Genomic DNA, 19,631 nt, shown 5'->3' with positions numbered 1-19,631 from the left:
ATCCGTGACCGGGTGCTGCCGTCCTCGAAGCTGAAGGGCGTCGCCAACGTCCTGATCTTCCCCAATCTCGACGCAGCCAACATCGCCTACCAGTTCGCCAAGGTGCTGGCGGACGCGCTCCCGGTCGGCCCGATCCTGATCGGCGCCGCCAAGCCGGTGCATATCCTCACCGGCTCGGTCACGGCACGCGGCGTCGTCAACATGACCGCCGTCGCCGTCGCGGAGGCGCAAGGGCGCGCAGCCGCCGGCTGACCCTGGGAGAGGCCTTGCTGAAGTCGTTTCTGAGCCAGCTTTCGAAAGCCGGCCAGTGACTTAAGCTCAGCAGTCGATACCGCCTTTTCGCTCTTGGCGGGCAGCGCGCGATAGGCTCATACTTCGTTTCAGAAGCGGGAAAGGGGCCCGTGCGAAACGTTCGGAGAGCGCTCATGTGTGCGACCCACCGTCAATCCGGATTCCGGCGCGCCATCCGGCCGCTCGCGCTGGCGAGCGGCCTTTTTCTTGCGCTCGCAGGCTTTGCCGGCGGCGCCCTGGCGCAGGTCGTGTTTCATCGCGGCAATGACGGCGACCCCGAGACACTTGATTCGCACAAGACCTCGACGGTCAGCGAAGCCCATCTCCTGCGCGATCTCTCCGAAGGCCTGGTGATCCATCACATCAACGGCGAGGTCGTCCCCGGCGTCGCCGAAAGCTGGACCATGGCCCAGGACGGCAAGAGCTACGCCTTCAAGCTGCGCGCCAACGCCAAATGGTCGAATGGCGACGCGGTCACGGCGAATGATTTCGTCTTCTCGTTCCGGCGCATGGTCAATCCGGAGACCGGGGCGAAATACGCCAACATCCTCTATCCCGTCCGCAATGCCGAGAAGATCAACAAGGCAAGCGAAGGCGCCAAGCTCGAGGATCTCGGCGTCAAGGCGCTCGACGAGCGCACGCTCGAGATTTCATTGGAACGGCCTACCCCCTATTTCCTGGAATTGCTGACGCACCAGACCGGGCTGCCGGTCCATCCGGCCTCCGTCCAGAAATTCGGCAAGGACTTCGTCAAGCCGGAGAACTGGGTCTCGAACGGCGCCTATACGCTGAAGGAGTTCGTGCCGAACTCGCATATCCGGCTGGAGAAGAACAAGAACTTCCACGACGCCGCGAACGTCAAGATCGACACGGTCATCTACTATCCAACGCCCGACTTCTCCGCCGCCGCCCGCCGCTTCCAGGCCGGCGAACTGCAGATGACATCGGACATTCCGGCCGACCAGGTCCAGCAATTGCGCGAGAAGCTCGGCAAGGATCAGGTCCGGATCTCGCCCTATCTCGGCACTTATTTCCTGATCATCAACACCGCCAAGAAGCCGTTCGACGACGTCCGGGTGCGTCGCGCGCTGTCGCTGGTGATCGATCGCGAATTCATCGCCGAGGAGATCTGGGGCGGCACCATGCTGCCGGCCTATGGCGTGATCCCGCCGAATATCGGCAATTACGGCGAGCGGGCCGAAGCCGACTTCAAGGGCGCCTCCCCGCTCGACCGCGAGGACGAGGCGAAGAAGCTGCTCGCCGCCGCAGGCTTCGGGCCCGGCGTGCCGCTCAAGGTCCAACTGCGCTACAACACCACCGACAACAACCGCCGCACCGTCATCGCCATCGCCGAGCAATGGAAGGTGATCGGCGTTGAGACCAGCTTCATCAACACCGACGGCAAGACGCACTTCGCCCTGCTCCGCGACGGCGGCGACTTCGACATCGCCCGCTATGGCTGGATCGGCGACTATTCCGACCCGCAGAACTTCCTGTTCCTGTTCCAGAGCGACAACACCGGCTTCAACTCCGGCAAGTACAACAACCCGCAATTCGATGCGCTGATGAAACAGGGCGCCGAAGAAGTCGACATCGCCAGGCGCGCCGCGATCCTGCGCGAGGCGGATGCGATCCTCGCCGCCGAGGTGCCCTGGATCCCGGTGCTCTACTATTCCTCGAAGAACCTGGTCTCGCCCAAGCTCCAGGGCTTCCAGCAGAACCTGCGCGGCGCGCTGCCGACGCGGTTCATGAGCCTGAAGCCATAGCAGACAGGGGCCTCTGGCCGGACCGGCCAGAGGCCTGAAATCAAGCCCGTGCTCACCTACATCCTGCGCCGTCTCACCGCTGCGATCCCGACCTTGTTCGTGATCGTGACGCTCTCGTTCTTCCTGATGCGCGTCGCGCCGGGCGGGCCGTTCGATCTCGAACAGCCGCTCGAAGCCAAGGTGATGGAGAACCTGCGGCGGATCTACAAGCTCGACCAGCCGCTGTTCCAGCAATACCTGACCTATCTCGCCGCCCTGCTGCGTGGCGATTTCGGCCCGTCCTTCTATTTCCGCGATTTCTCGATCGGCGAATTGTTCGCGCAGGGGCTGCCGGTCTCGATGCGGCTCGGCGCCTCGGCGCTGCTGCTCGCGCTCGTGATCGGCGGCCCGCTCGGCGCACTCGCAGCCTTTCGCCAGAACGGCGCGGCCGATCATGCCGTGATCGGCTTCGCCACCGCCGGCATCACCATCCCGAACTTCGTCGTCGCGCCGGTGCTGCAGATCGTCTTCGGGCTCACGCTCGCCTGGCTGCCGGTCGGCGGCTGGAATGGCGGCGCCTTCCGCAACACCCTGTTGCCGATCGTGACGCTCGCCTTGCCGCAGATCGCCGTGATCGCCCGGATGACGCGCGCGGCGATGATCGAGACCCTGCGCGCCAACCATATCCGCACCTTACGGGCCCAGGGCCTCTCGACCACGACCATCGCGCTGCATGCGGCACGCGGCGCGGCGCTGCCGGTCGTCTCCTATCTCGGCCCGGCGGCGGCAAGCCTGCTCACCGGCTCGGTCGTGGTCGAGACGATCTTCGGCATTCCCGGCATCGGGCGCTATTTCGTCGAAGGCGCGCTAAATCGCGACTACACGCTGGTGATGGGCACCGTGGTCGTCGTCGCGATCTTCGTGCTGCTCTTCAACCTCGTCGTCGACGTGTTCTATGCGCTGCTCGACCCGCGCGTCAGGCTGGAGTGAGCGATGAGCGACACGACCGCCTGCCCCACCCCACCCATCGGCCGCTCACTCTGGCAGGACGCCCGCATCCGCCTGCTGCGCAACCGCGCCGCTGTGGCGAGCCTGATCGTGCTGGCGCTGATGACGCTGGCCTGCCTCGTCGGCCCGCTGCTGACCGGGCATCCTTACGACCGGGTCTATCAGGACTATGTCCGCGTCCCCGCCAGTCTTTCGGCCTATCCCAAGGCAGAGGCCTTGCCCGGCGCGGTACAGCGCATCGCCTCCCGTATCAGGGCGACGCCGAGCGAGGTCGTCGCGCAGGATGACCGCGTCCGGCTCGTCCTGGCCGCGCAGCGGCCGATCGACCAGCGCCTGCTGGTCTATTTCAACCGCTCCGACCAGTTCGGCACGCCGGTGGTGACCGCCAACGAGCAGGAGGGTTGCCGGCTTTCCCTCGAGGTCCCGATCAAGCGCCAATACTTCCTGTTCGGCACCGACTCCAACGGCCGCGACCTGCTCACCCGCACGCTGATCGCCGGCCGGGTCTCGCTCGCCATCGGCCTGCTCGCCACCGGCGTCGCTCTGGTGATCGGCGTCGCCTATGGCGCGACCGCCGGCTATCTCGGCGGCCGCATCGACATGGTGATGATGCGCATCGTCGACGTGCTCTATTCCCTGCCCTTCATCTTCTTCGTCATCCTGCTCGTCGTCTTCTTCGGCCGGAACTTCATCCTGATGTTCCTCGCGGTCGGCGCGATCGAGTGGCTCGACATGGCCCGCATCGTCCGCGGCCAGGCGCTCTCGATCAGGCGGCAGGACTATGTGCTGGCGGCCGAGGCGCTCGGCGTCTCGACCGGCGGTATCCTCAAGCGGCATGTCATCCCCAACACGCTCGGGCCGGTGATCGTCTATGTCACCTTGCTGGTGCCGAAGGTGGTCCTGCTGGAGAGCTTCCTCTCCTTTCTCGGCCTTGGCGTGCAGGAGCCGATGACGAGCTGGGGCGTGCTGATCTCGGACGGCGCCCGCGCCATCCAGGCAACGCCGTGGATGCTGATCTTTCCAGCGGCCTTCCTGGTGACGACGCTGTTCTCGCTCAACTTCCTCGGCGACGGCCTGCGCGACGCGCTCGATCCGAGGGATCGGTGAGATGGCGGACGAACCGATCCTCGCAGTCCGCGACCTCAAGGTCCGCTTCCGCACCAATGACGGCCCGTGCGAGGCGGTGCGCGGCATCGACCTCGATGTCGGCCCAGGCGAGTTCGTCGCGGTCGTCGGCGAATCCGGCTCCGGCAAGAGCCAGAGCGTCATGGCGGCGATGGGCCTCCTCGCCAGCAATGGCGAGGTCTCCGGCGCGATCCGCTACCGCGAGGTCGATCTTCTCACGCTGCCGCCCGCAGTCCTGAACAGCTATCGCGGCCGCAAGCTCGCGATGATTTTCCAGGAGCCGATGACCTCGCTCGATCCGCTGTTCAGGATCGGCACGCAGATGGCGGCCCCGTTGCGCAAGCATCAGCGCCTGTCGCGCAAGGCCGCGCGGGCGCGGGCGCTGGAACTGCTGAAGCTGGTGCGCATTCCGTATCCGGAGCGCCGGCTCGATTCCTATCCGCACGAACTCTCCGGCGGGCAGCGCCAGCGCGTGATGATCGCAATGGCGCTCGCCAACGATCCCGACATCCTGATCGCCGACGAGCCGACGACCGCGCTCGACGTCACGATCGAGGCCGAGATCCTGGCGCTGATCGCCGAGCTCCGGCAGCGGCTCGGCATGGCGGTGATCCTGATCAGCCACGATCTCGGCCTCGTCCGAAAATATGCCGAGCGCGTCTATGTGATGAGGGCCGGCGAAGTCGTCGAGAGCGGCCCGGCGCAGACGATATTCGAAGCGCCGCAGCATCCCTACACCAGGGCGCTGCTCGCAGCCGAGCCGCATGGCCACAAGGAGCCTCCGCCGCCGGATGCGCCCATCCTGCTTGAAGCCCACGACCTGCGCGTCTCCTTCGACCTGTCGCGCGGCTTCTTCAAGCGCGAGAAGCTGACGCTGCGCGCCGTCGACGGTATCGACCTGACCGTGCGGCGCGGCCAGACCATCGGCATCGTCGGCGAATCCGGCTCGGGCAAATCGACGCTCGGACGCGCGCTGCTCAAGCTCCTGCCCTCCTCCGGAACCGTCCGCTTCGAGGACCGGGCCCTGGCCCCGCTCGACCGTGCCGCGATGCGGCCCCTGCGCCGCAGCCTGCAGGTCGTCTTCCAGGATCCGTTCGGCTCGCTCTCGCCGCGCCTCACCGTCGGCGAGATCATCACCGAGGGTCTGCTGGTGCATGAGCCCGCCTTGTCGCGTACCGAGCGCGAGCGGCGGGCGGCGGCAGCCCTCACCGAAGTCTGCCTCGACCCCGCTTTGCGCAACCGCTATCCGCACGAATTCTCGGGCGGCCAACGCCAGCGCATCGCGATCGCCCGCGCCATGATCCTGCATCCGGCGCTGGTGGTGCTGGACGAGCCGACCTCGGCGCTCGACCGGACCGTGCAGCAGAGCATCGTCGCCCTGCTCAAGGACCTGCAGGCGAGGCATGATTTGTGCTACCTCTTCATCAGCCACGACCTCGCCGTGGTCCGCGCCATGGCGGACGAAATCATGGTGATGAAGGACGGCAAAGTGGTCGAGCGTGGGCCGACCGAGGCGATCTTCAAGACACCGCAGCAGGACTATACCCAGCGCCTGATCGCGGCGGCGCTGAAGTGCTGAGACGAAAAACGCCGCCTCGCTGGAGCGAAGCGGCGCCCTATCGGTGTCCGGCCAGGGGAGGCCACCGACACCGGCTAGAGTATTGTTTTATCGCATTTTCTTCACGCGAACCGGTACCCACTTCGCTCGAAAATGCTTCGGCCTTCAGTTCTCGACATAGCTGATCTTGCCGTCCGCGCCCTTCTTCCAGGTGTAAACGGTGTAGTCGAGGTTGGTGCGGTCGCCCTTCTTGTCATAGGACATGTCGCCGAGCACAGTCTTGAAGGTCATGCCCGAATGCATCGCGGCGGCGATCTTCTTCGGATCGAGCGATTTAGCCTGCTCGGCCGCCTGCTTCATGATCTGGACCGCGGCATAGGAGTAGAGCGTGTAGGCCTCGGGATTGATGCCCTTGGCCTCGAAGCGCTTCACGACCTCGGCCGCAGCGGGGCGCCGGCGCGGATCGGGCGGGAAGGTCATCAGCGTGCCTTCGGTGCCCGGGCCGCCGATCACGGCATATTCGTCGGAGGTGATGCCGTCGGCGCCCATCGCTACAGTCGTCAGGCCCTGATCGCGCATCTGCCGGACGATCAGGCCGAGTTCGGTGTGCAGCCCGCCCCAATAGAGCAGGTCGGCCTTGGCCGATTTGATCTTGGAGACCAGCGCCGAGAAATCCTTCTCGCCGGTGTTGACGCCTTCGTAGAGCACTTCCTTGATGCCCGCGGCGTGCAGGCCCTTGCGGGTCTCTTCGGCGAGTCCCTGACCATAGGTCGTCTTGTCGTGGACGACGACGATGACCTTGCCCTTGAAGGTCTTGGCGATATGGCCGGAAGCGACGACGCCCTGCTGGTCGTCGCGGCCGCAGGTGCGGAACACGTTCCAGAGGCCGCGTTCGGTGATCTTCGGATTGGTGGCCGACGGGCTGATCATCAGCATGCCGTTCTCGGCATAGACCTCGGACGCCGGCATGGTGACGCCGGAGTTGAAGTGGCCAACGACGAGCTTGACGCCGTCACCGACGAATTTGTTGGCGACCGAGACGCCCTGCTTGGGATCGCTGACATCGTCTCCGCTTGAGAGCGCGATCGTCTGGCCGAGAATGCCGCCGGCGGCATTGATGTCGGCCACCGCCTGCTCGACCCCGTTCTTCAATTGCGCCCCGAAGGCGGCACTCGCGCCGGTCATCGGGCCAGCGACGCCGAGCTTGACCTGCGCCAGCGCTGCGCCATGCGACATCGCGAATGCGCCTGCGGCGAGCATCGCGATCAGATTGATCCTCATATCCGTTCTCCTCCACGGTCAGAGCCGTGGCCGGACGCTACGTCGCTTGCTTTAACCTGTAAATCTGAGATAGCTGGTTACATGACAACCGATCGCACAGGCGGCCCCAGCCGCGCCGGCTCGCTGCCGCTCGTCGCCAGCGAGCTCGCCTTCGACTTCACCAACACCACCTCGGATCGCGGCGGCCCCAATCAGCTCGAGCATCTGCGCGAGGGGCGTGACGTCGTGATCTGGGCGCGGCATGCCAAGGCGATCAGCGACAGCGACCGGGACGCCGCATTGGCCGCGGTCGCAGCCGATGCCGGACTGGCGGCGCGCCTGCTCACCGAGGCCCTCGACCTGCGCGACACGATCTACCGGATCGGCGCCGCGCTCAGCCGCCGCCAGCCTCCGGCGGAAGAAGACCGGACGCAGCTCGCGGCCATCCACGCGCATTGCCTCGCCTGCGCCAGGCTTTCGCCGTTCGGCGACGGCTTCGTCTGGCGCTGGGACGCTAGCCAGACCCTGAGCGAGGCGATCCGCGGGCCGGTCGCGCTGTCGGCCCTCACCGTGCTGACCCAGCAGAATCTCGCCCGCATCAAGCAATGCGAAGGCGATCATTGCGGCTGGCTGTTCTTCGACACGACCAAGAACCGGCTGCGGCGCTGGTGCGAAATGTCGGTCTGCGGCAATCGCGCCAAGGTCCGCGCTTTCCGCCAGCGCCATTTCGAGGCGAAGTCGACAGGCTAGCGCCGCCCTGCATCCGACGCTGAGCGGCAAGCCGGCATGCCATCTCGCTTCGCGCCTCCGGCTCGGCTAGGAAGAACCGTCCTTCCCGCATGAGACCATCCCCATGAGCCGCACCGTCTACGTCAATGGCGCCTATCTTCCCGAGGAAGAGGCGACGATCTCGATCTTCGACCGCGGCTTCATCTTCGGTGACGGCATCTACGAGGTCTCGGCCGTGCTCGGTGGCAAGCTTGTCGATTGCGAGGCGCATCTGGCACGGCTCGAACGCTCGGCCGGCGAAATCGGTCTCACCCTGCCCTGCTCTCGCGCCGAGCTCATTGCGATCCATCAGGAGCTGATCGCCCGCAACAGGCTCGACGAAGGCAGCATCTATCTGCAGGTCTCGCGCGGCGCTTCCGATCGCGACTTCCCCTTCCCCAAGGGCGTCAAGTCGTCCCTGGTCCTGTTCACGCAGGCGCGCCAGTTCGCCAATACCCCGCTGGCCAAGACCGGCATCAAGGTCGTCAGCACGCCGGACCTGCGCTGGGCCCGCCGCGACATCAAGAGCGTCAACCTGCTTGCCCCGGTGCTGGCCAAGCAGTTCGCGGCGGAGAACGGCGCGCAGGAAGCATGGATGATCGAGGACGGCGTCGTCACCGAGGGCGCCTCCTCGACCGCCTGGATCGTCAAGGGCAAGACGCTGATCTCGCGCCCGCTCTCACACAAGGTGCTGCCCGGCATCACCCGCACGGCCGTGCTCGCCTTCCTGGCCGAGAGCGGCTTTGCCTTCGAGGAGCGCGAGTTCACGCTGGAAGAGGCGCTCGACGCCGAGGAAGCCTTCATCACCTCCGCGACCAGCCTGGTCATGCCGGTGACGACGATCGACGGCCACAGCATCCACAACGGCGCACCGGGTCCGGCGACGATCCGGCTGCGCGAGATCTATCTCGACCACGCCCGCAAGGGCGGAGTGCTCGGCTGAGCAATTGTTCTCGCGGCGTTCACAGCGCCGCGAGCCGCTCGCCCAGACCGTCGATACGCGCGGTCGCAGCGGCAAGGCGCTCGCGCCAACGTGGCCCGCGCGCCAACGCATCGGCATAGGCCTCCCGCAACTCGCCGGGCCGGTCGCGGGTGAGGACATCGATCAACATGGCAGCCTGGCGGCGATCCTTCACCGCCTTGAGACTATCCGGGCCGCCCTGCCGACGATCCGAGACGATAAGCTTATGGATGGCGAAGCGCTCGGGGCGTGGAATCTGGACCAGAACGCCGCCACGATAGGTGACGGCGGCCTTAATGGGTTCGGCGATCAGATAGTTGAGGTAATGCAGGGACTGTGCGTGGACGCCGAGAGCCGGCAGCTGTCGCGGCTCCTCACGCTCCGTGAAAGCAGGCGTCAGGAATTCGACCAGCGTCTCGCTGCGGCTCTGTTTCCAGCGCCAGGTACGACGCTCGTCGAGCACCGGTGCAGGCGCAAACGAAAACCCCGCCAGCAGGCGCGGAAGCGCCTCCTCGACCACATCATCGAGTGCCAGCGACAGGCGCTCGAAGCTGGCTATGTCGATGTCATTGGTCTGCGCCGCCTGGTCGAGGCCGAAACGGATGCCGAGTTCGCCTTCATAGAGGCGAAAGGCGACCGTCCCGACCAGCGTGCCGCCTAGGCGGAAGACGCCAGCCTTCGCCATTGCCGCCAGCAGGCTGCCTGTCCCGGCATCGACACCAAGAAACCCCTCGGCGCGCAGAATTCTGATCAGCCGGGTCCGGTTGGCCTGCGCAGCGGTAGTTTGCTCGCGAAGCGCCGGAACCTGCGCGAGGCGCTGCCGAAGCGCTTCGTTGTCCTCGCCGATATAGGATTTCTTGACCTCGGAGCCGACGCGATAGCTGTCGTACCAGTAGGCCCTTCCATTCCGCTCCACGCGTGTCGGCGTCCCACGAACCGCCGACACCGCCTCGTCGAGCAGCGAGCGCAGCAGATCATGATAGGCTGCATGGGCAAGCGAAGAATGATAGGCCGCGGGCGTCATCCGTGTTCAACAATCGCAGATTTTGTTGGACATTAGTGTATGTTCAACAAAAATTCAATTCGTTGAACATGCAGAGACCAACTCTCCCGCGACATAAGTCGCAACGACGTTGCGCTCGTCGCCGAGCGTGACCAGCACGAAGAGCTCCTCGGCAAGGTCACGCACCGTCTCCAGCCGGTGCGCCATTGCGCGCGTCGCGGCGGGGTCGAGCACGACGATATCGGCTTCGCGACCCGGTTCGAACGAGCCGATCAGGTGACCCAAGCCCAACGCCGCCGCATTGCCGAGCGTGATCGCGTACAGCGCCTCGAAGGCCGAGAGCGACTGGCCCTGCAGCTGCAGGATCTTGTAGGCCTCGGCCATGGTGCGCAGCATCGAATAGGAGGTGCCGCCGCCGATATCCGTGGCGACCGCGACCTTGACGCCCTCGTGACGAGCCCTTGCCCAGTCGAACAGGCCGGAGCCAAGGAAGAGGTTCGAGGTCGGGCAGAAGACCGCGATCGCGCCATGCTGGGCGAAAGCCCGCCATTCGCGCTTGGTCATGTGGATGCAGTGGCCGAGCAGGCTCTTATGGCCCAGCAAGCCGTAATCCTCGTAGATGCCGGCATAGTCGGCGGCATCGGGATAAAGCTCGCGGGCGAAGGCGATCTCGGCCCGGTTCTCGTTGATATGGGTCTGGACGAAGCAGTCGGGGTGTTCCTCGACCAGCCTTTGCGAGGCCGCCATCTGCTCCGGCGTCGAGGTCACCGCGAAGCGTGGCGTGATCGCATAGAGCTGGCGGCCCTTGCCATGCCAGCGGCCGATCAGCTCCTTGCTGTCGGCATAGCCGCTCTCGGCCGTGTCGGTCAGCGCTGGCGGCGCGTTGCGGTCCATCATCACCTTGCCGGCGATCATGCGGGTGTTGCGCCGGTGCGATTCAGCGAAGAAGGCCTCGGCCGACTGCTTGTGCACGGAGCAATAGACGGCCGCCGTGGTGGTCCCGCTCCCAAGCAATTCGTCGAGCAGGAAGGCCGAGAGCTTCTCGGCATGGCCCTGCTGCGCCAGCTTCTGCTCCTCGACGAAGGTGTACTTGTTCAGCCACTCCATCAGCTGCGCGCCATAGGAGGCGATCACCTGCGTTTGCGGCATATGGATGTGTGCATCGATGAAGCCCGGCATGACCAGATGCGGGCGATGGTCGACGATGTCGGTGCCGGCCGGCAGCGTCGGCAGCAGCTCCTTGGCCTCGCCGGCAGCCTTGATCAGCCCGTTCTCGATGACCAGCAGACCGTCCTCGACATAGCGATGCGCGGCCTCGCCCGCCTGGTGCGGATCACCGACGAACCAGAGAAGCCGGCCGCGCAGGGCCGAGGTCGCACCGTCTTTGCTCAAGGTTCGCCGCTCCGGCTCAAATCGCGATCATATCTGCACCAAATCAAAGCTTCCGGCCAAGCCGCGAACGTGTCTAATCTCAGGGCATGAATCTGTTCGACTGGCCGTTGGACCAGACTGCGCATCGCTCGCCGATATCCCCTTCCCCCCGCTTGCGGTGGGGAAGGGTTAGGGATGGGGGGACGGAAAGCCGGAGCACCACCCTGGATGGTCTCGCCGAGCGGCACTGCCCCCCACCCCAACCCTCCCCGCCGCAAGCGGGGGGAGGGAGAAGGCGCCATGCGTGAGACCCTGCGTTTCCTGCTCAGCGACGAGCTGGTCGAGATCGCCTCCTGCGATCCGACCCGCACCGTGCTCGACTGGCTCAGGCTCGACCGGCGCCGCACCGGCACCAAGGAAGGCTGCGCAGAGGGCGATTGCGGCGCCTGCACCATCGTCGTCGGCCGGCTCGACGGTGGCCGCCTGCGCTATGAGGCGATCAACGCCTGCATCCGCTTCCTGCCGACGCTGGACGGCTGCCATGTCCTGACCGTCGAGCATCTGAAGGCGCCGGACGGCACCCTCCATCCGGTGCAGCAGGCGATGGTCGACTGCCACGGCTCGCAATGCGGCTTCTGCACGCCCGGTTTCGTAATGTCGCTGCTCGCGCTCTGGCTGAACGAGCGGGCGCCCTCGGTGCAGCGCATCGAGGACGCGCTCGCCGGCAATCTCTGCCGTTGCACCGGCTATGAACCGATCATCGCTGCCGCGCAGCGCATGGATGGTGCCGAGCGCGAGAAGGACCGTTTCGTCGCCGGGATGCCCGCTGTCATCGCCCAACTGAAAGCGCTCGCAGATGGCGAGACGATTTCGATCGGCGATGGCGAACGCCATTTCTATGCTCCCCCCACGGTCGCGGCGCTGGCCGAGCTCGTCAGCGCCCATCCACAGGCGACTTTGGTCGCCGGCGCGACCGATGTCGGTCTCTGGGTCACCAAGGGCATGCGCCGGCTCGATCCGGTGATTTCTCTCGGCCGGATCGACGAATTGCGCGCGATCTCGGACGAAGGCGATCATCTTCGCTTCGGCGCGATGGCGAACCAGGTCACGGTGCGCGAGGCGCTCGCCGGCCTCTCGCCGCAGCTCGACGAGATGCTGCGCCGCTTCGGCGGCGAGCAGGTGCGCAATGCCGGCACGATCGGCGGTAACATCGCCAATGGCTCGCCGATCGGCGACCTGCCGCCGGCGCTGATCGCGCTCGGGGCGACCCTGGTGCTGCGCAAGGACAGCGAGCGCCGTGAACTCCCGCTCGAAGCCTTTTTCCTCGACTATCGCAAGCAGGACCGGCAGCCGGGCGAGTTCGTCGAGGCCGTGCTGGTGCCGAAACTAGCGGCGGGCGCTCTCTTCCACATCTCGAAGATCTCGAAACGCTTCGACGAGGATATCTCAGCCGTTTGCAGCGCCTTCTATCTCGAGCTCGATGACACCGGCCGCATCAGCGCGGCGCGGCTCGCCTATGGCGGCATGGCTGGCATCCCCAAGCGGGCGAAGGCGGCAGAAGCGGCCCTGCTCGGCCGCGCCTGGGACGAGGCGGCGGTCACCGCTGCAATCGCCGCGTTGGCAAAGGATTTCACGCCGCTGACCGATATGCGGGCCTCGGCAGCTTACCGGCAGAAGGTTGCCGGCAACCTGCTGCGACGCTTCCTGATCGAGACGACGGCGCCCGAGACATCGACCCGCGTCGCCGGCCTGCTGGCGGAGGCCAACCATGGCTGACGCGCGCAAGCGGCTCGACGCCATGGCGACGCGGCCGATCGTCGGCTCGCCGCTGAAGCATGATTCCGCCGACAAGCATGTCGCCGGTGAAGCTCTCTACATCGACGACATCGCCGAGCCGGCCGGTCTCGCCCATGCCTGTCTCGGCCTTTCGACGATCGCGCATGGCAAGCTGCTCGCGCTCGACCTGTCGGCCGTAGCGGCGGCGCCGGGCGTGCAGTCGGTCCTCACCGCCATCGACATCCCCGGCGCGAACGACATCTCCTCGACGCACAGGCATGACGAACCTGTCTTCGCGACAAGCGACATCCTGCATCACGGCCAGCCGCTCTTTGCGGTCATTGCCGAGACGCGCGAGCAGGCCCGCCATGCCGCGCTGCTGGCCAAGGCGACCTATGATGAGGCGCCTCCCCTGCTCGACGTCGCCGCCGCCCGCGCCGCCGGCTCCGAACTCGTCACCGAGCCGCTCAAGCTCGAACGCGGCGATGTCGCCTCCGCCCTCGCCGCCAGCCCGCGCCGGCTGAAGGGCTCGATGGCGATCGGCGGGCAGGACCATTTCTACCTGGAAAGCCAGATCTCGCTCGCAATCCCGGGCGAGGACCAGGACATGCTCGTGCTGTGCTCGACGCAGCATCCGAGCGAGGTCCAGCACATGGTCGCCCAGGTGCTCGGTGTCGGCACGCATGCGGTGACGATCGAGGTCCGGCGCATGGGCGGCGGCTTCGGCGGCAAGGAGACGCAGGCCAATCTCTTCGCCTGCGTCGCGGCGCTCGCCGCCCGCAAGCTGAAGCGGCCGGTGAAGCTCAGGCCAGACCGCGACGACGACATGGTCATCACCGGCAAGCGCCACGACTTCGTCGTCGATTACGAGGTCGGCTTCGACGATGACGGCCGCATCCATGCGGTCGATGCGGTCTATGCCGCGCGCTGCGGCTGGAACGCCGATCTCTCCGGCCCGGTCACCGACCGCGCGCTGTTCCACATGGACAACTGCTATTTCTATCCGGCGGTGCGGGCCCGTTCCGAGCCCCTGCGCACGAACACCGTTTCGAACACCGCCTTCCGCGGCTTCGGCGGGCCGCAGGGCATGGTCGGGGCCGAGCGCTTCATCGAGGAGGTCGCCTATGCCACCGGCCTCGATCCGCTGGAGGTGAGGAAGCGCAACCTCTATGGCGGCGAAGGCCGCGAGATCACGCCCTATCACCAGCAGGTCGAGGACATGATCGCCGCCGAGGTGATCGAAGACCTCGAACATTCCTGCGACTACCGCGCCCGGCAGGACGCAATCCGCGCCTTCAACCGGACGAGCCCGGTGATCAAGCGCGGCATCGCGCTGACCCCAGTCAAGTTCGGGATCTCCTTCACCGCGACCTGGTACAATCAGGCGGGTGCGCTGGTCCACGTCTATACCGATGGCACCGTGGCGCTGAACCATGGCGGCACCGAAATGGGCCAGGGGCTCTACCAGAAGGTGGCGCAAGTGGTGGCGCAGGCCTTCGGCATCGGGCTGGAGCAGATCAAGATCACCGCGACGACCACCGGCAAGGTTCCGAACACCTCGGCAACGGCCGCCTCCTCAGGCTCAGACCTCAACGGCATGGCGGCGCTCGACGCCTGCGAGACGATCAAGCAGCGGCTCATCGCCTTCGCCTGTGAGCACTGGCAGGAAAAGCCGGAGGCGATCGCCTTCCTGCCCGGCAGAGTGCAGGTCGGTGCGCGCGAGATCGGCTTCGTCGAACTGGTCAAAGCGGCCTATATGGCGCGCGTCCAGCTCTCGGCCACGGGCTTCTACGCGACGCCGAAGATCCATTGGGACCGCAAGGCCGGGCGCGGCCACCCCTTCTACTATTTCGCCTATGGTGCCGCCGCGGCCGAGGTCGCGATCGACACGCTGACCGGCGAGTACAAGGTCGAACGGGTCGACATCCTGCACGATTGCGGCAACTCGCTGAACCCGGCGATCGACAAGGGCCAGATCGAGGGCGGCTTCGTCCAGGGCATGGGGTGGCTGACCACCGAGGAGCTGGTCTGGGACGAGAAGGGGCGGCTCAGGACGCACGCGCCTTCGACCTACAAGATCCCTGTGGCCTCCGATCGTCCGCGGATCTTCAACGTCGCGCTCTTGGAGAAGGCGCCCAATCGCGAGCATACCGTCCATCGTTCCAAGGCGGTCGGCGAGCCGCCGCTGATGCTGGCGATCAGCGTGCTGCACGCGCTCTCCGATGCGGTGGCGAGCGTCGGCGACCATCGCGTCTGCCCGCAGCTCGACGCACCAGCCACGCCGGAGCGCGTGCTCGACGCGATCGACCGGGTAAGGGCGCAGGCGGAGGCGGTACGATGACCCCCGCCAACTTCCTCGCCGCTAGCCTCACCGAAGGCGCCGTCATCGTCCGCATCACGGAGGCCCAGGGCTCGACGCCGCGCGAGGCCGGCGCGACGATGATCGTCAGCGCCCGTGGCAGCGCCGGCACCATCGGCGGCGGCCAACTCGAATTCCACTGCATCGACCTCGCCCGCATCATGCTCGACAGCGGCGGCCCGCAGCAGTTGATCGACATCCCACTCGGCCCGCAAATGGGCCAGTGCTGCGGCGGCCGCGTGCGGGTGGCGATGGAACCGGCGACGGCAAGCCATCTCGAAGCGCTGAGGCAGGCCGAGGCGAATGCAGCGGCCGAGCGGCCACAAGTGCTGATCTTCGGCGCCGGGCACACCGGCAAGGCGCTGGCGCGCAGCCTTGCCTTGCTGCCGGTCGCAGCAACCCTGATCGATGACCGACTCGGCCAGTTCGGCGAGGTGCCCGCGACCATCGCTTGCCTGCAGCTCGACGATCCCGAGACCGCGCTGGCCGCTGCGCGGCCGGGCTCCGCCTTTGTCGTCCTGACCCATAGCCATGCGCTCGATTATCGCCTGGCCGAGGCGGCGCTGCTGCGCGGCGATGCGGCCTATGTCGGGATGATCGGCTCGGGCACGAAGCGCGCCCGCTTCGAGGCCAGCTTTCGCCGCCGCCATCCCGGCAGCAAGGCGCTGGCCGGGCTCACCTGCCCGATCGGCGGATCGGATGTGCATGACAAGCGTCCGGAGGTGATCGCCGCCTTGACGAGTGCCGAGCTGGTGCGTTGCTTGCTTGGCGAGAAGGCGGGCCTCGCGGGGAGGTCCGCCACTGGACGCGCGAGGGCACAGAACCGCCATGACGCAGCCGCCTGACCAGACGGCACCTTCGCGCTTGGCGCTCGCCCATGTCTCGAAGAGCTTTCCGGGCGTGAAGGCCAATCAGGACATCAGCCTTTCAGTCCGCCCCGGCGAGATCCATGCCCTGCTCGGTGAGAACGGCGCCGGCAAATCGACCCTGGTCAAGATCATCTATGGCGTGCAGCGCGCCGACGAGGGGCAGATCAGCTTCGACGGCCGGCCGGTCGAGATCGCCTCGCCCAAGGCGGCGCGCAAGCTCGGCATCGGCATGGTCTTCCAGCATTTCTCGCTGTTCGACGGCATGACCGTGCTTGAGAACATCGCGCTCGGCCTCGACGAGACCATCCCGGCCGAGGAGCTGAAGGCGCGGATCAAGGCGATCCTCGACAGCTATTCTTTGCCACTCGACCCGGACCGCGAGGTGCATACGCTCTCGGTCGGCGAGCGCCAGCGCATCGAGATCGTGCGCTGCCTGCTGCAGAAGCCGAAGCTGCTGATCATGGACGAGCCGACCTCGGTGCTGACGCCGCAGGAGGTCGAGCGCCTGTTCGAGACACTGCGCCAGATCGCCAGCGAGGGCTGCTCGATCCTCTACATCAGCCACAAGCTGCATGAGATCAAAGCGCTGTGCGAGGCCGCGACCATCCTGCGCGGCGGCAAGGTCGTCGCGACCTGCGATCCGCGTGTCGAAACGACGCGACGCATGGCCGAACTGATGATCGGGGCGGAGCTGAAGAGCATCGAGCGGCCGGCCGGTGACGGCAAGGCCGGTGCGGCCCGGCTTTCGGTCGAGAAGCTCGACATGCCGGGCGAGCCGCCCTTCGGCACCAGTCTGAAGGCCATCTCCTTCTCCGCCCAGGCCGGCGAGATCCTCGGCATCGCCGGCGTCGCCGGCAATGGCCAGGCCGAATTGCTGATGGCGCTTTCGGGCGAGCATCTCGCCTCCCGCAATGAGGCGATCCGGCTCGACGGCCAGTCGATCGGCCTGGCCGATGCCGGCGCCCGCCGCGCCGCCGGCCTCGCCTGCGTGCCCGAGGAGCGCAACGGCCACGCCGCCGTGCCCGAGTTCTCGCTCGCCGAGAACGTCGTGCTGACTGCGCGCCATCGCCTGCCCCTCGCGCCATCGGGCATGATCCGGCAAGGGCCGGTCGAGGCTTATGCGAAGGATGTCATCGCCCGCTTCGATGTCCGCACAACCGGCCCGTCGGCGCTCGCCGGCTCGCTCTCCGGCGGCAACCTGCAGAAGTTCATCATGGGCCGCGAGATCGGGCAGCGCCCCGACGTGCTGGTGGTCGCGCAGCCGACCTGGGGGGTCGATGCCGGCGCTGCCGCCGCAATCCGGCAGGCACTGGTCGACCTCGCCGCGCAGGGCTCGGCCATCGTGGTGATCTCGCAGGATCTAGACGAATTGCTCGAGCTCTCCGACCGGCTCTGTGTGATCAACGAAGGGCGACTGTCGCAGGCGCGGCCGGTCGCGGGCCTGAAGCTCGAAGAGATCGGCCTGCTGATGGGCGGCGTCCATGGCGAAAGCCATCAGGTGGAGCCGGCGCATGCTTGAATGGCGGCGCCGGCGCGAGCCCAGCAAGGCGATGCTGTATCTCAGCCCGCTGATCGCGATTGGGCTCACCATGCTGACCGGCATGCTGGTCTTCGGCTCGATCGGCTATGACGGCCTGCGCGCGGTGACCGCGATCTTCATCACGCCCCTGATCGAGCCGCAGCGCTGGGCCGATCTCGGCGTCAAGGCGGCGCCTCTCGTCATGATCGCGCTCGGCCTCGCCATCGGCTTTCGCGCCAATGTCTGGAACATCGGCGCCGAGGGACAGTACGTCATGGGTGCGATCGCCGGCACCGGCGTTGCGCTCCTGACCCATGACATGACTGGCTGGTGGATCCTGCCGGCGATGGCGCTCGCCGGCATCCTGGGCGGCGCGGCCTATGCGGCGCTCCCCGCCCTGCTCAAGGTGCGCCTCCAGGTCAGCGAGATCCTGACCAGCCTGATGCTGACCTATGTCGCGGTGCAATTCCTGTATTACCTCGTGCGCGGCCCGTGGAAGGACCCGGACGGCTTCAATTTCCCGCAGACCAAGATGTTCAGCGCCTCCCAGACGCTGCCGGCGGTCGCGGAAGGCTCGCTCGTGCATCTCGGTGTGCCGCTCGCCGTCCTGCTGGCGCTCGTCGCTTGGTTCGTGATGGCCAAGACCGTCGCCGGCTATGCCGTCCGCGTCGTCGGGCGCGCCCCGGCAGCCGCCCGCCATGGTGGCTTCGATGCGGACCGCGTCACCTGGGCGGCGCTGCTCGCCGGCGGTGGCCTTGCCGGCCTCGCCGGCATCTTCGAGGCGGCCGGTCCCTTCGGCCAGCTCACGCCGCAATTCCCGGTCGGCTACGGCTTCACCGCGATCATCGTCGCCTTTCTCGGCCGTCTCTCGCCCCCTGGCATCGTCTTCGGCGCGCTGGTGCTGGCGGTGACCTATGTCGGCGGCGAGATCGCCCAGAGCACAGTACGCCTGCCCTCGGCGGCCACCGGCATGTTTCAGGCGCTGCTGCTGTTCTTCCTGCTTGCGACCGACGTGCTGGTGCGCTGGCGGCTCGCCTGGAAGGCACGCCCGGCGAAGGTGGCACCATGACCGCCGCCATCCTCGTTTCGATCTTCATGACGCTCGCCGCCGCGGCGACGCCGATCCTGCTCGCCGGTCTCGGCGAGCTCGTGACCGAGAAGGCCGGCGTGCTCAATCTCGGCGTCGAGGGCATGATGCTGTGCGGCGCGGTCGCGGGCTTCGCCGTTGCCTATTCCACCGGCAGTGTCCCGCTCGGCCTGCTGGCCGCCACACTGGCTGGCGTCGCGGCAGCGATGATCTTCGCGCTGCTGACGCTCGGCCTCGGCTCCAACCAGGTCGCGACGGGCCTTGCCCTGACGATCTTCGGCATCGGCGCCTCCTCGCTGATCGGCGCCGGCTTCGTCGGGCGTACGATCGAGCGGCTCGGCCCGCTCTTCCCGGCCGATTACGCTGCGCATCCCTGGCTGCGCCTCGTCTTCGGGCATGACGCGATCGTCTATGTCTCGCTCGCGCTTGTGTTCTTCGTCAGCCTGTTCCTGCGCCGGACGAAGGCCGGACTGATCCTGCGCGCCGTCGGTGAGAACGCCGATTCCGCCCATGCGATCGGCTATCGCGTGCTGGCAATCCGCACGGCCGCAACCGCGTTCGGCGGCGCGCTGGCCGGTCTCGGTGGCGCCTATTTCTCGCTGGCGCTGACGCCGATGTGGGCCGACCGGCTGACCGCCGGCCGTGGCTGGATCGCACTCGCTTTGGTCGTCTTCGCCGCCTGGAAGCCGGGCCGGCTGCTGATCGGCGCCTATCTCTTCGGCGCGGTCGCGACCTTCGAATTGCAGGCCAAGGCGGCGGGCCTCAGCTTCATCGCACCCGAGGTGCTGGCGATGACCCCCTACCTTGCGACGATTGTGGTTCTGACCATGATGTCGCTAGGACGGAGGACCGGCGGACGCGACGCGCCCGCCTGCCTCGGCAAGCCTTTCCCGGCGCCCTGACGGCGTCGCAACCGACAACGGGGAACACC

The 19,631-nt window shown here is 66.8% G+C and carries 16 protein-coding genes; 13 read left to right on the top strand and 3 right to left on the bottom strand.

Features of this window, described 5'->3' with window-relative positions:
- The 5 genes from AC1DS0_RS11325 to AC1DS0_RS11305 form a co-directional block, all read left to right on the top strand.
- A partial coding sequence (locus AC1DS0_RS11325) for a phosphate acyltransferase (RefSeq protein WP_476814434.1) occupies positions 1-252 on the top strand: 252 nt, incomplete at its 5' end.
- Between the two features lie 173 nt (positions 253-425).
- A complete protein-coding gene (locus tag AC1DS0_RS11320) occupies positions 426-2,057 on the top strand; it encodes a peptide ABC transporter substrate-binding protein (protein ID WP_476814433.1) in 1,632 nt (543 codons plus the stop codon).
- A gap of 48 nt (positions 2,058-2,105) precedes the next feature.
- Entirely contained in the window at positions 2,106-3,026 is a 921-nt protein-coding gene (locus AC1DS0_RS11315) for an ABC transporter permease subunit (protein WP_476814432.1), read from the top strand.
- Positions 3,027-3,029: 3 nt separating this feature from the next.
- Positions 3,030-4,151, top strand: a complete 1,122-nt coding sequence (locus AC1DS0_RS11310) for an ABC transporter permease subunit (protein WP_476814431.1) — start codon at positions 3,030-3,032, stop codon at positions 4,149-4,151.
- Position 4,152: 1 nt separating this feature from the next.
- Complete coding sequence (locus AC1DS0_RS11305; RefSeq protein WP_476814430.1) at positions 4,153-5,748, top strand: ABC transporter ATP-binding protein; 1,596 nt, start codon at positions 4,153-4,155, stop codon at positions 5,746-5,748.
- A 144-nt stretch (positions 5,749-5,892) separates the two neighbouring features.
- Here AC1DS0_RS11305 and AC1DS0_RS11300 read toward each other — a convergent pair whose 3' ends face one another.
- Positions 5,893-7,008 (bottom strand): branched-chain amino acid ABC transporter substrate-binding protein, encoded by a 1,116-nt coding sequence (locus AC1DS0_RS11300; protein ID WP_476814429.1) that lies wholly within the window; start codon positions 7,006-7,008, stop codon positions 5,893-5,895.
- Positions 7,009-7,089: 81 nt separating this feature from the next.
- Between AC1DS0_RS11300 and AC1DS0_RS11295 the strand changes: the two genes are divergently transcribed.
- The gene (locus AC1DS0_RS11295) at positions 7,090-7,737 is read left to right on the top strand and encodes a CGNR zinc finger domain-containing protein (RefSeq protein WP_476814428.1); all 648 of its coding nucleotides are present in this window, start codon (positions 7,090-7,092) and stop codon (positions 7,735-7,737) included.
- Positions 7,738-7,840: 103 nt separating this feature from the next.
- On the top strand, positions 7,841-8,698 hold the full coding sequence (locus AC1DS0_RS11290) for a D-amino-acid transaminase (RefSeq protein WP_476814427.1): 858 nt from the start codon (positions 7,841-7,843) through the stop codon (positions 8,696-8,698).
- Positions 8,699-8,717: 19 nt separating this feature from the next.
- Here AC1DS0_RS11290 and AC1DS0_RS11285 read toward each other — a convergent pair whose 3' ends face one another.
- Together AC1DS0_RS11285 and guaD are read right to left on the bottom strand one after the other, a co-directional pair.
- Positions 8,718-9,740 (bottom strand): nucleotidyltransferase family protein, encoded by a 1,023-nt coding sequence (locus AC1DS0_RS11285; protein WP_476814426.1) that lies wholly within the window; start codon positions 9,738-9,740, stop codon positions 8,718-8,720.
- A 54-nt stretch (positions 9,741-9,794) separates the two neighbouring features.
- A complete protein-coding gene (gene guaD / locus AC1DS0_RS11280) occupies positions 9,795-11,111 on the bottom strand; it encodes a guanine deaminase (protein ID WP_476814425.1) in 1,317 nt (438 codons plus the stop codon).
- A gap of 279 nt (positions 11,112-11,390) precedes the next feature.
- On the opposite strand from guaD, the gene xdhA reads away from it, so the two are divergent.
- From xdhA to AC1DS0_RS11250, 6 genes are read left to right on the top strand one after another with little or no spacing between them, the layout of a single operon-like run.
- Positions 11,391-12,866, top strand: coding sequence for a xanthine dehydrogenase small subunit (gene xdhA, locus AC1DS0_RS11275; RefSeq protein WP_476814424.1), 1,476 nt, complete (start codon positions 11,391-11,393; stop codon positions 12,864-12,866).
- The gene (gene xdhB, locus AC1DS0_RS11270) at positions 12,859-15,207 is read left to right on the top strand and encodes a xanthine dehydrogenase molybdopterin binding subunit (RefSeq protein WP_476814423.1); all 2,349 of its coding nucleotides are present in this window, start codon (positions 12,859-12,861) and stop codon (positions 15,205-15,207) included. Before xdhA ends, xdhB begins: the two co-directional genes overlap by 8 nt.
- On the top strand, positions 15,204-16,070 hold the full coding sequence (xdhC, locus tag AC1DS0_RS11265) for a xanthine dehydrogenase accessory protein XdhC (RefSeq protein WP_476814422.1): 867 nt from the start codon (positions 15,204-15,206) through the stop codon (positions 16,068-16,070). Before xdhB ends, xdhC begins: the two co-directional genes overlap by 4 nt.
- A complete protein-coding gene (locus tag AC1DS0_RS11260; RefSeq protein WP_476814421.1) occupies positions 16,054-17,613 on the top strand; it encodes an ABC transporter ATP-binding protein in 1,560 nt (519 codons plus the stop codon). Before xdhC ends, AC1DS0_RS11260 begins: the two co-directional genes overlap by 17 nt.
- Positions 17,606-18,682 carry an ABC transporter permease gene (locus tag AC1DS0_RS11255; RefSeq protein WP_476814420.1) on the top strand — a complete coding sequence of 359 codons (1,077 nt, stop codon included), beginning with the start codon at positions 17,606-17,608 and terminating at the stop codon, positions 18,680-18,682. Before AC1DS0_RS11260 ends, AC1DS0_RS11255 begins: the two co-directional genes overlap by 8 nt.
- Positions 18,679-19,602, top strand: a complete 924-nt coding sequence (locus AC1DS0_RS11250; protein WP_476814419.1) for an ABC transporter permease — start codon at positions 18,679-18,681, stop codon at positions 19,600-19,602. Before AC1DS0_RS11255 ends, AC1DS0_RS11250 begins: the two co-directional genes overlap by 4 nt.
- Positions 19,603-19,631: the final 29 nt, after the last annotated feature.

Source organism: Allobosea sp. P4_H5, from assembly GCF_056400825.1.
The sequence above is the reverse complement of the archived record's forward strand: the minus strand, read 5'-3'. Positions and strand labels throughout refer to the sequence as shown.

Excerpts from the sequence above, each read along its gene's own strand:
- AC1DS0_RS11285 (WP_476814426.1), bottom strand. The coding sequence starts at position 9,740 with ATGACGCCCGCGGCCTATCATTCTTCGCTTGCCCATGCAGCCTATCAT.
- AC1DS0_RS11295 (WP_476814428.1), top strand. The coding sequence starts at position 7,090 with ATGACAACCGATCGCACAGGCGGCCCCAGCCGCGCCGGCTCGCTGCCG.
- AC1DS0_RS11320 (WP_476814433.1), top strand. The coding sequence starts at position 426 with ATGTGTGCGACCCACCGTCAATCCGGATTCCGGCGCGCCATCCGGCCG.
- xdhC (WP_476814422.1), top strand. The coding sequence starts at position 15,204 with ATGACCCCCGCCAACTTCCTCGCCGCTAGCCTCACCGAAGGCGCCGTC.
- AC1DS0_RS11290 (WP_476814427.1), top strand. The coding sequence starts at position 7,841 with ATGAGCCGCACCGTCTACGTCAATGGCGCCTATCTTCCCGAGGAAGAG.
- AC1DS0_RS11250 (WP_476814419.1), top strand. The coding sequence starts at position 18,679 with ATGACCGCCGCCATCCTCGTTTCGATCTTCATGACGCTCGCCGCCGCG.
- AC1DS0_RS11255 (WP_476814420.1), top strand. The coding sequence starts at position 17,606 with ATGCTTGAATGGCGGCGCCGGCGCGAGCCCAGCAAGGCGATGCTGTAT.
- AC1DS0_RS11310 (WP_476814431.1), top strand. The coding sequence starts at position 3,030 with ATGAGCGACACGACCGCCTGCCCCACCCCACCCATCGGCCGCTCACTC.
- AC1DS0_RS11300 (WP_476814429.1), bottom strand. The coding sequence starts at position 7,008 with ATGAGGATCAATCTGATCGCGATGCTCGCCGCAGGCGCATTCGCGATG.
- AC1DS0_RS11305 (WP_476814430.1), top strand. The coding sequence starts at position 4,153 with ATGGCGGACGAACCGATCCTCGCAGTCCGCGACCTCAAGGTCCGCTTC.
- xdhA (WP_476814424.1), top strand. The coding sequence starts at position 11,391 with ATGCGTGAGACCCTGCGTTTCCTGCTCAGCGACGAGCTGGTCGAGATC.
- AC1DS0_RS11260 (WP_476814421.1), top strand. The coding sequence starts at position 16,054 with ATGACGCAGCCGCCTGACCAGACGGCACCTTCGCGCTTGGCGCTCGCC.
- xdhB (WP_476814423.1), top strand. The coding sequence starts at position 12,859 with ATGGCTGACGCGCGCAAGCGGCTCGACGCCATGGCGACGCGGCCGATC.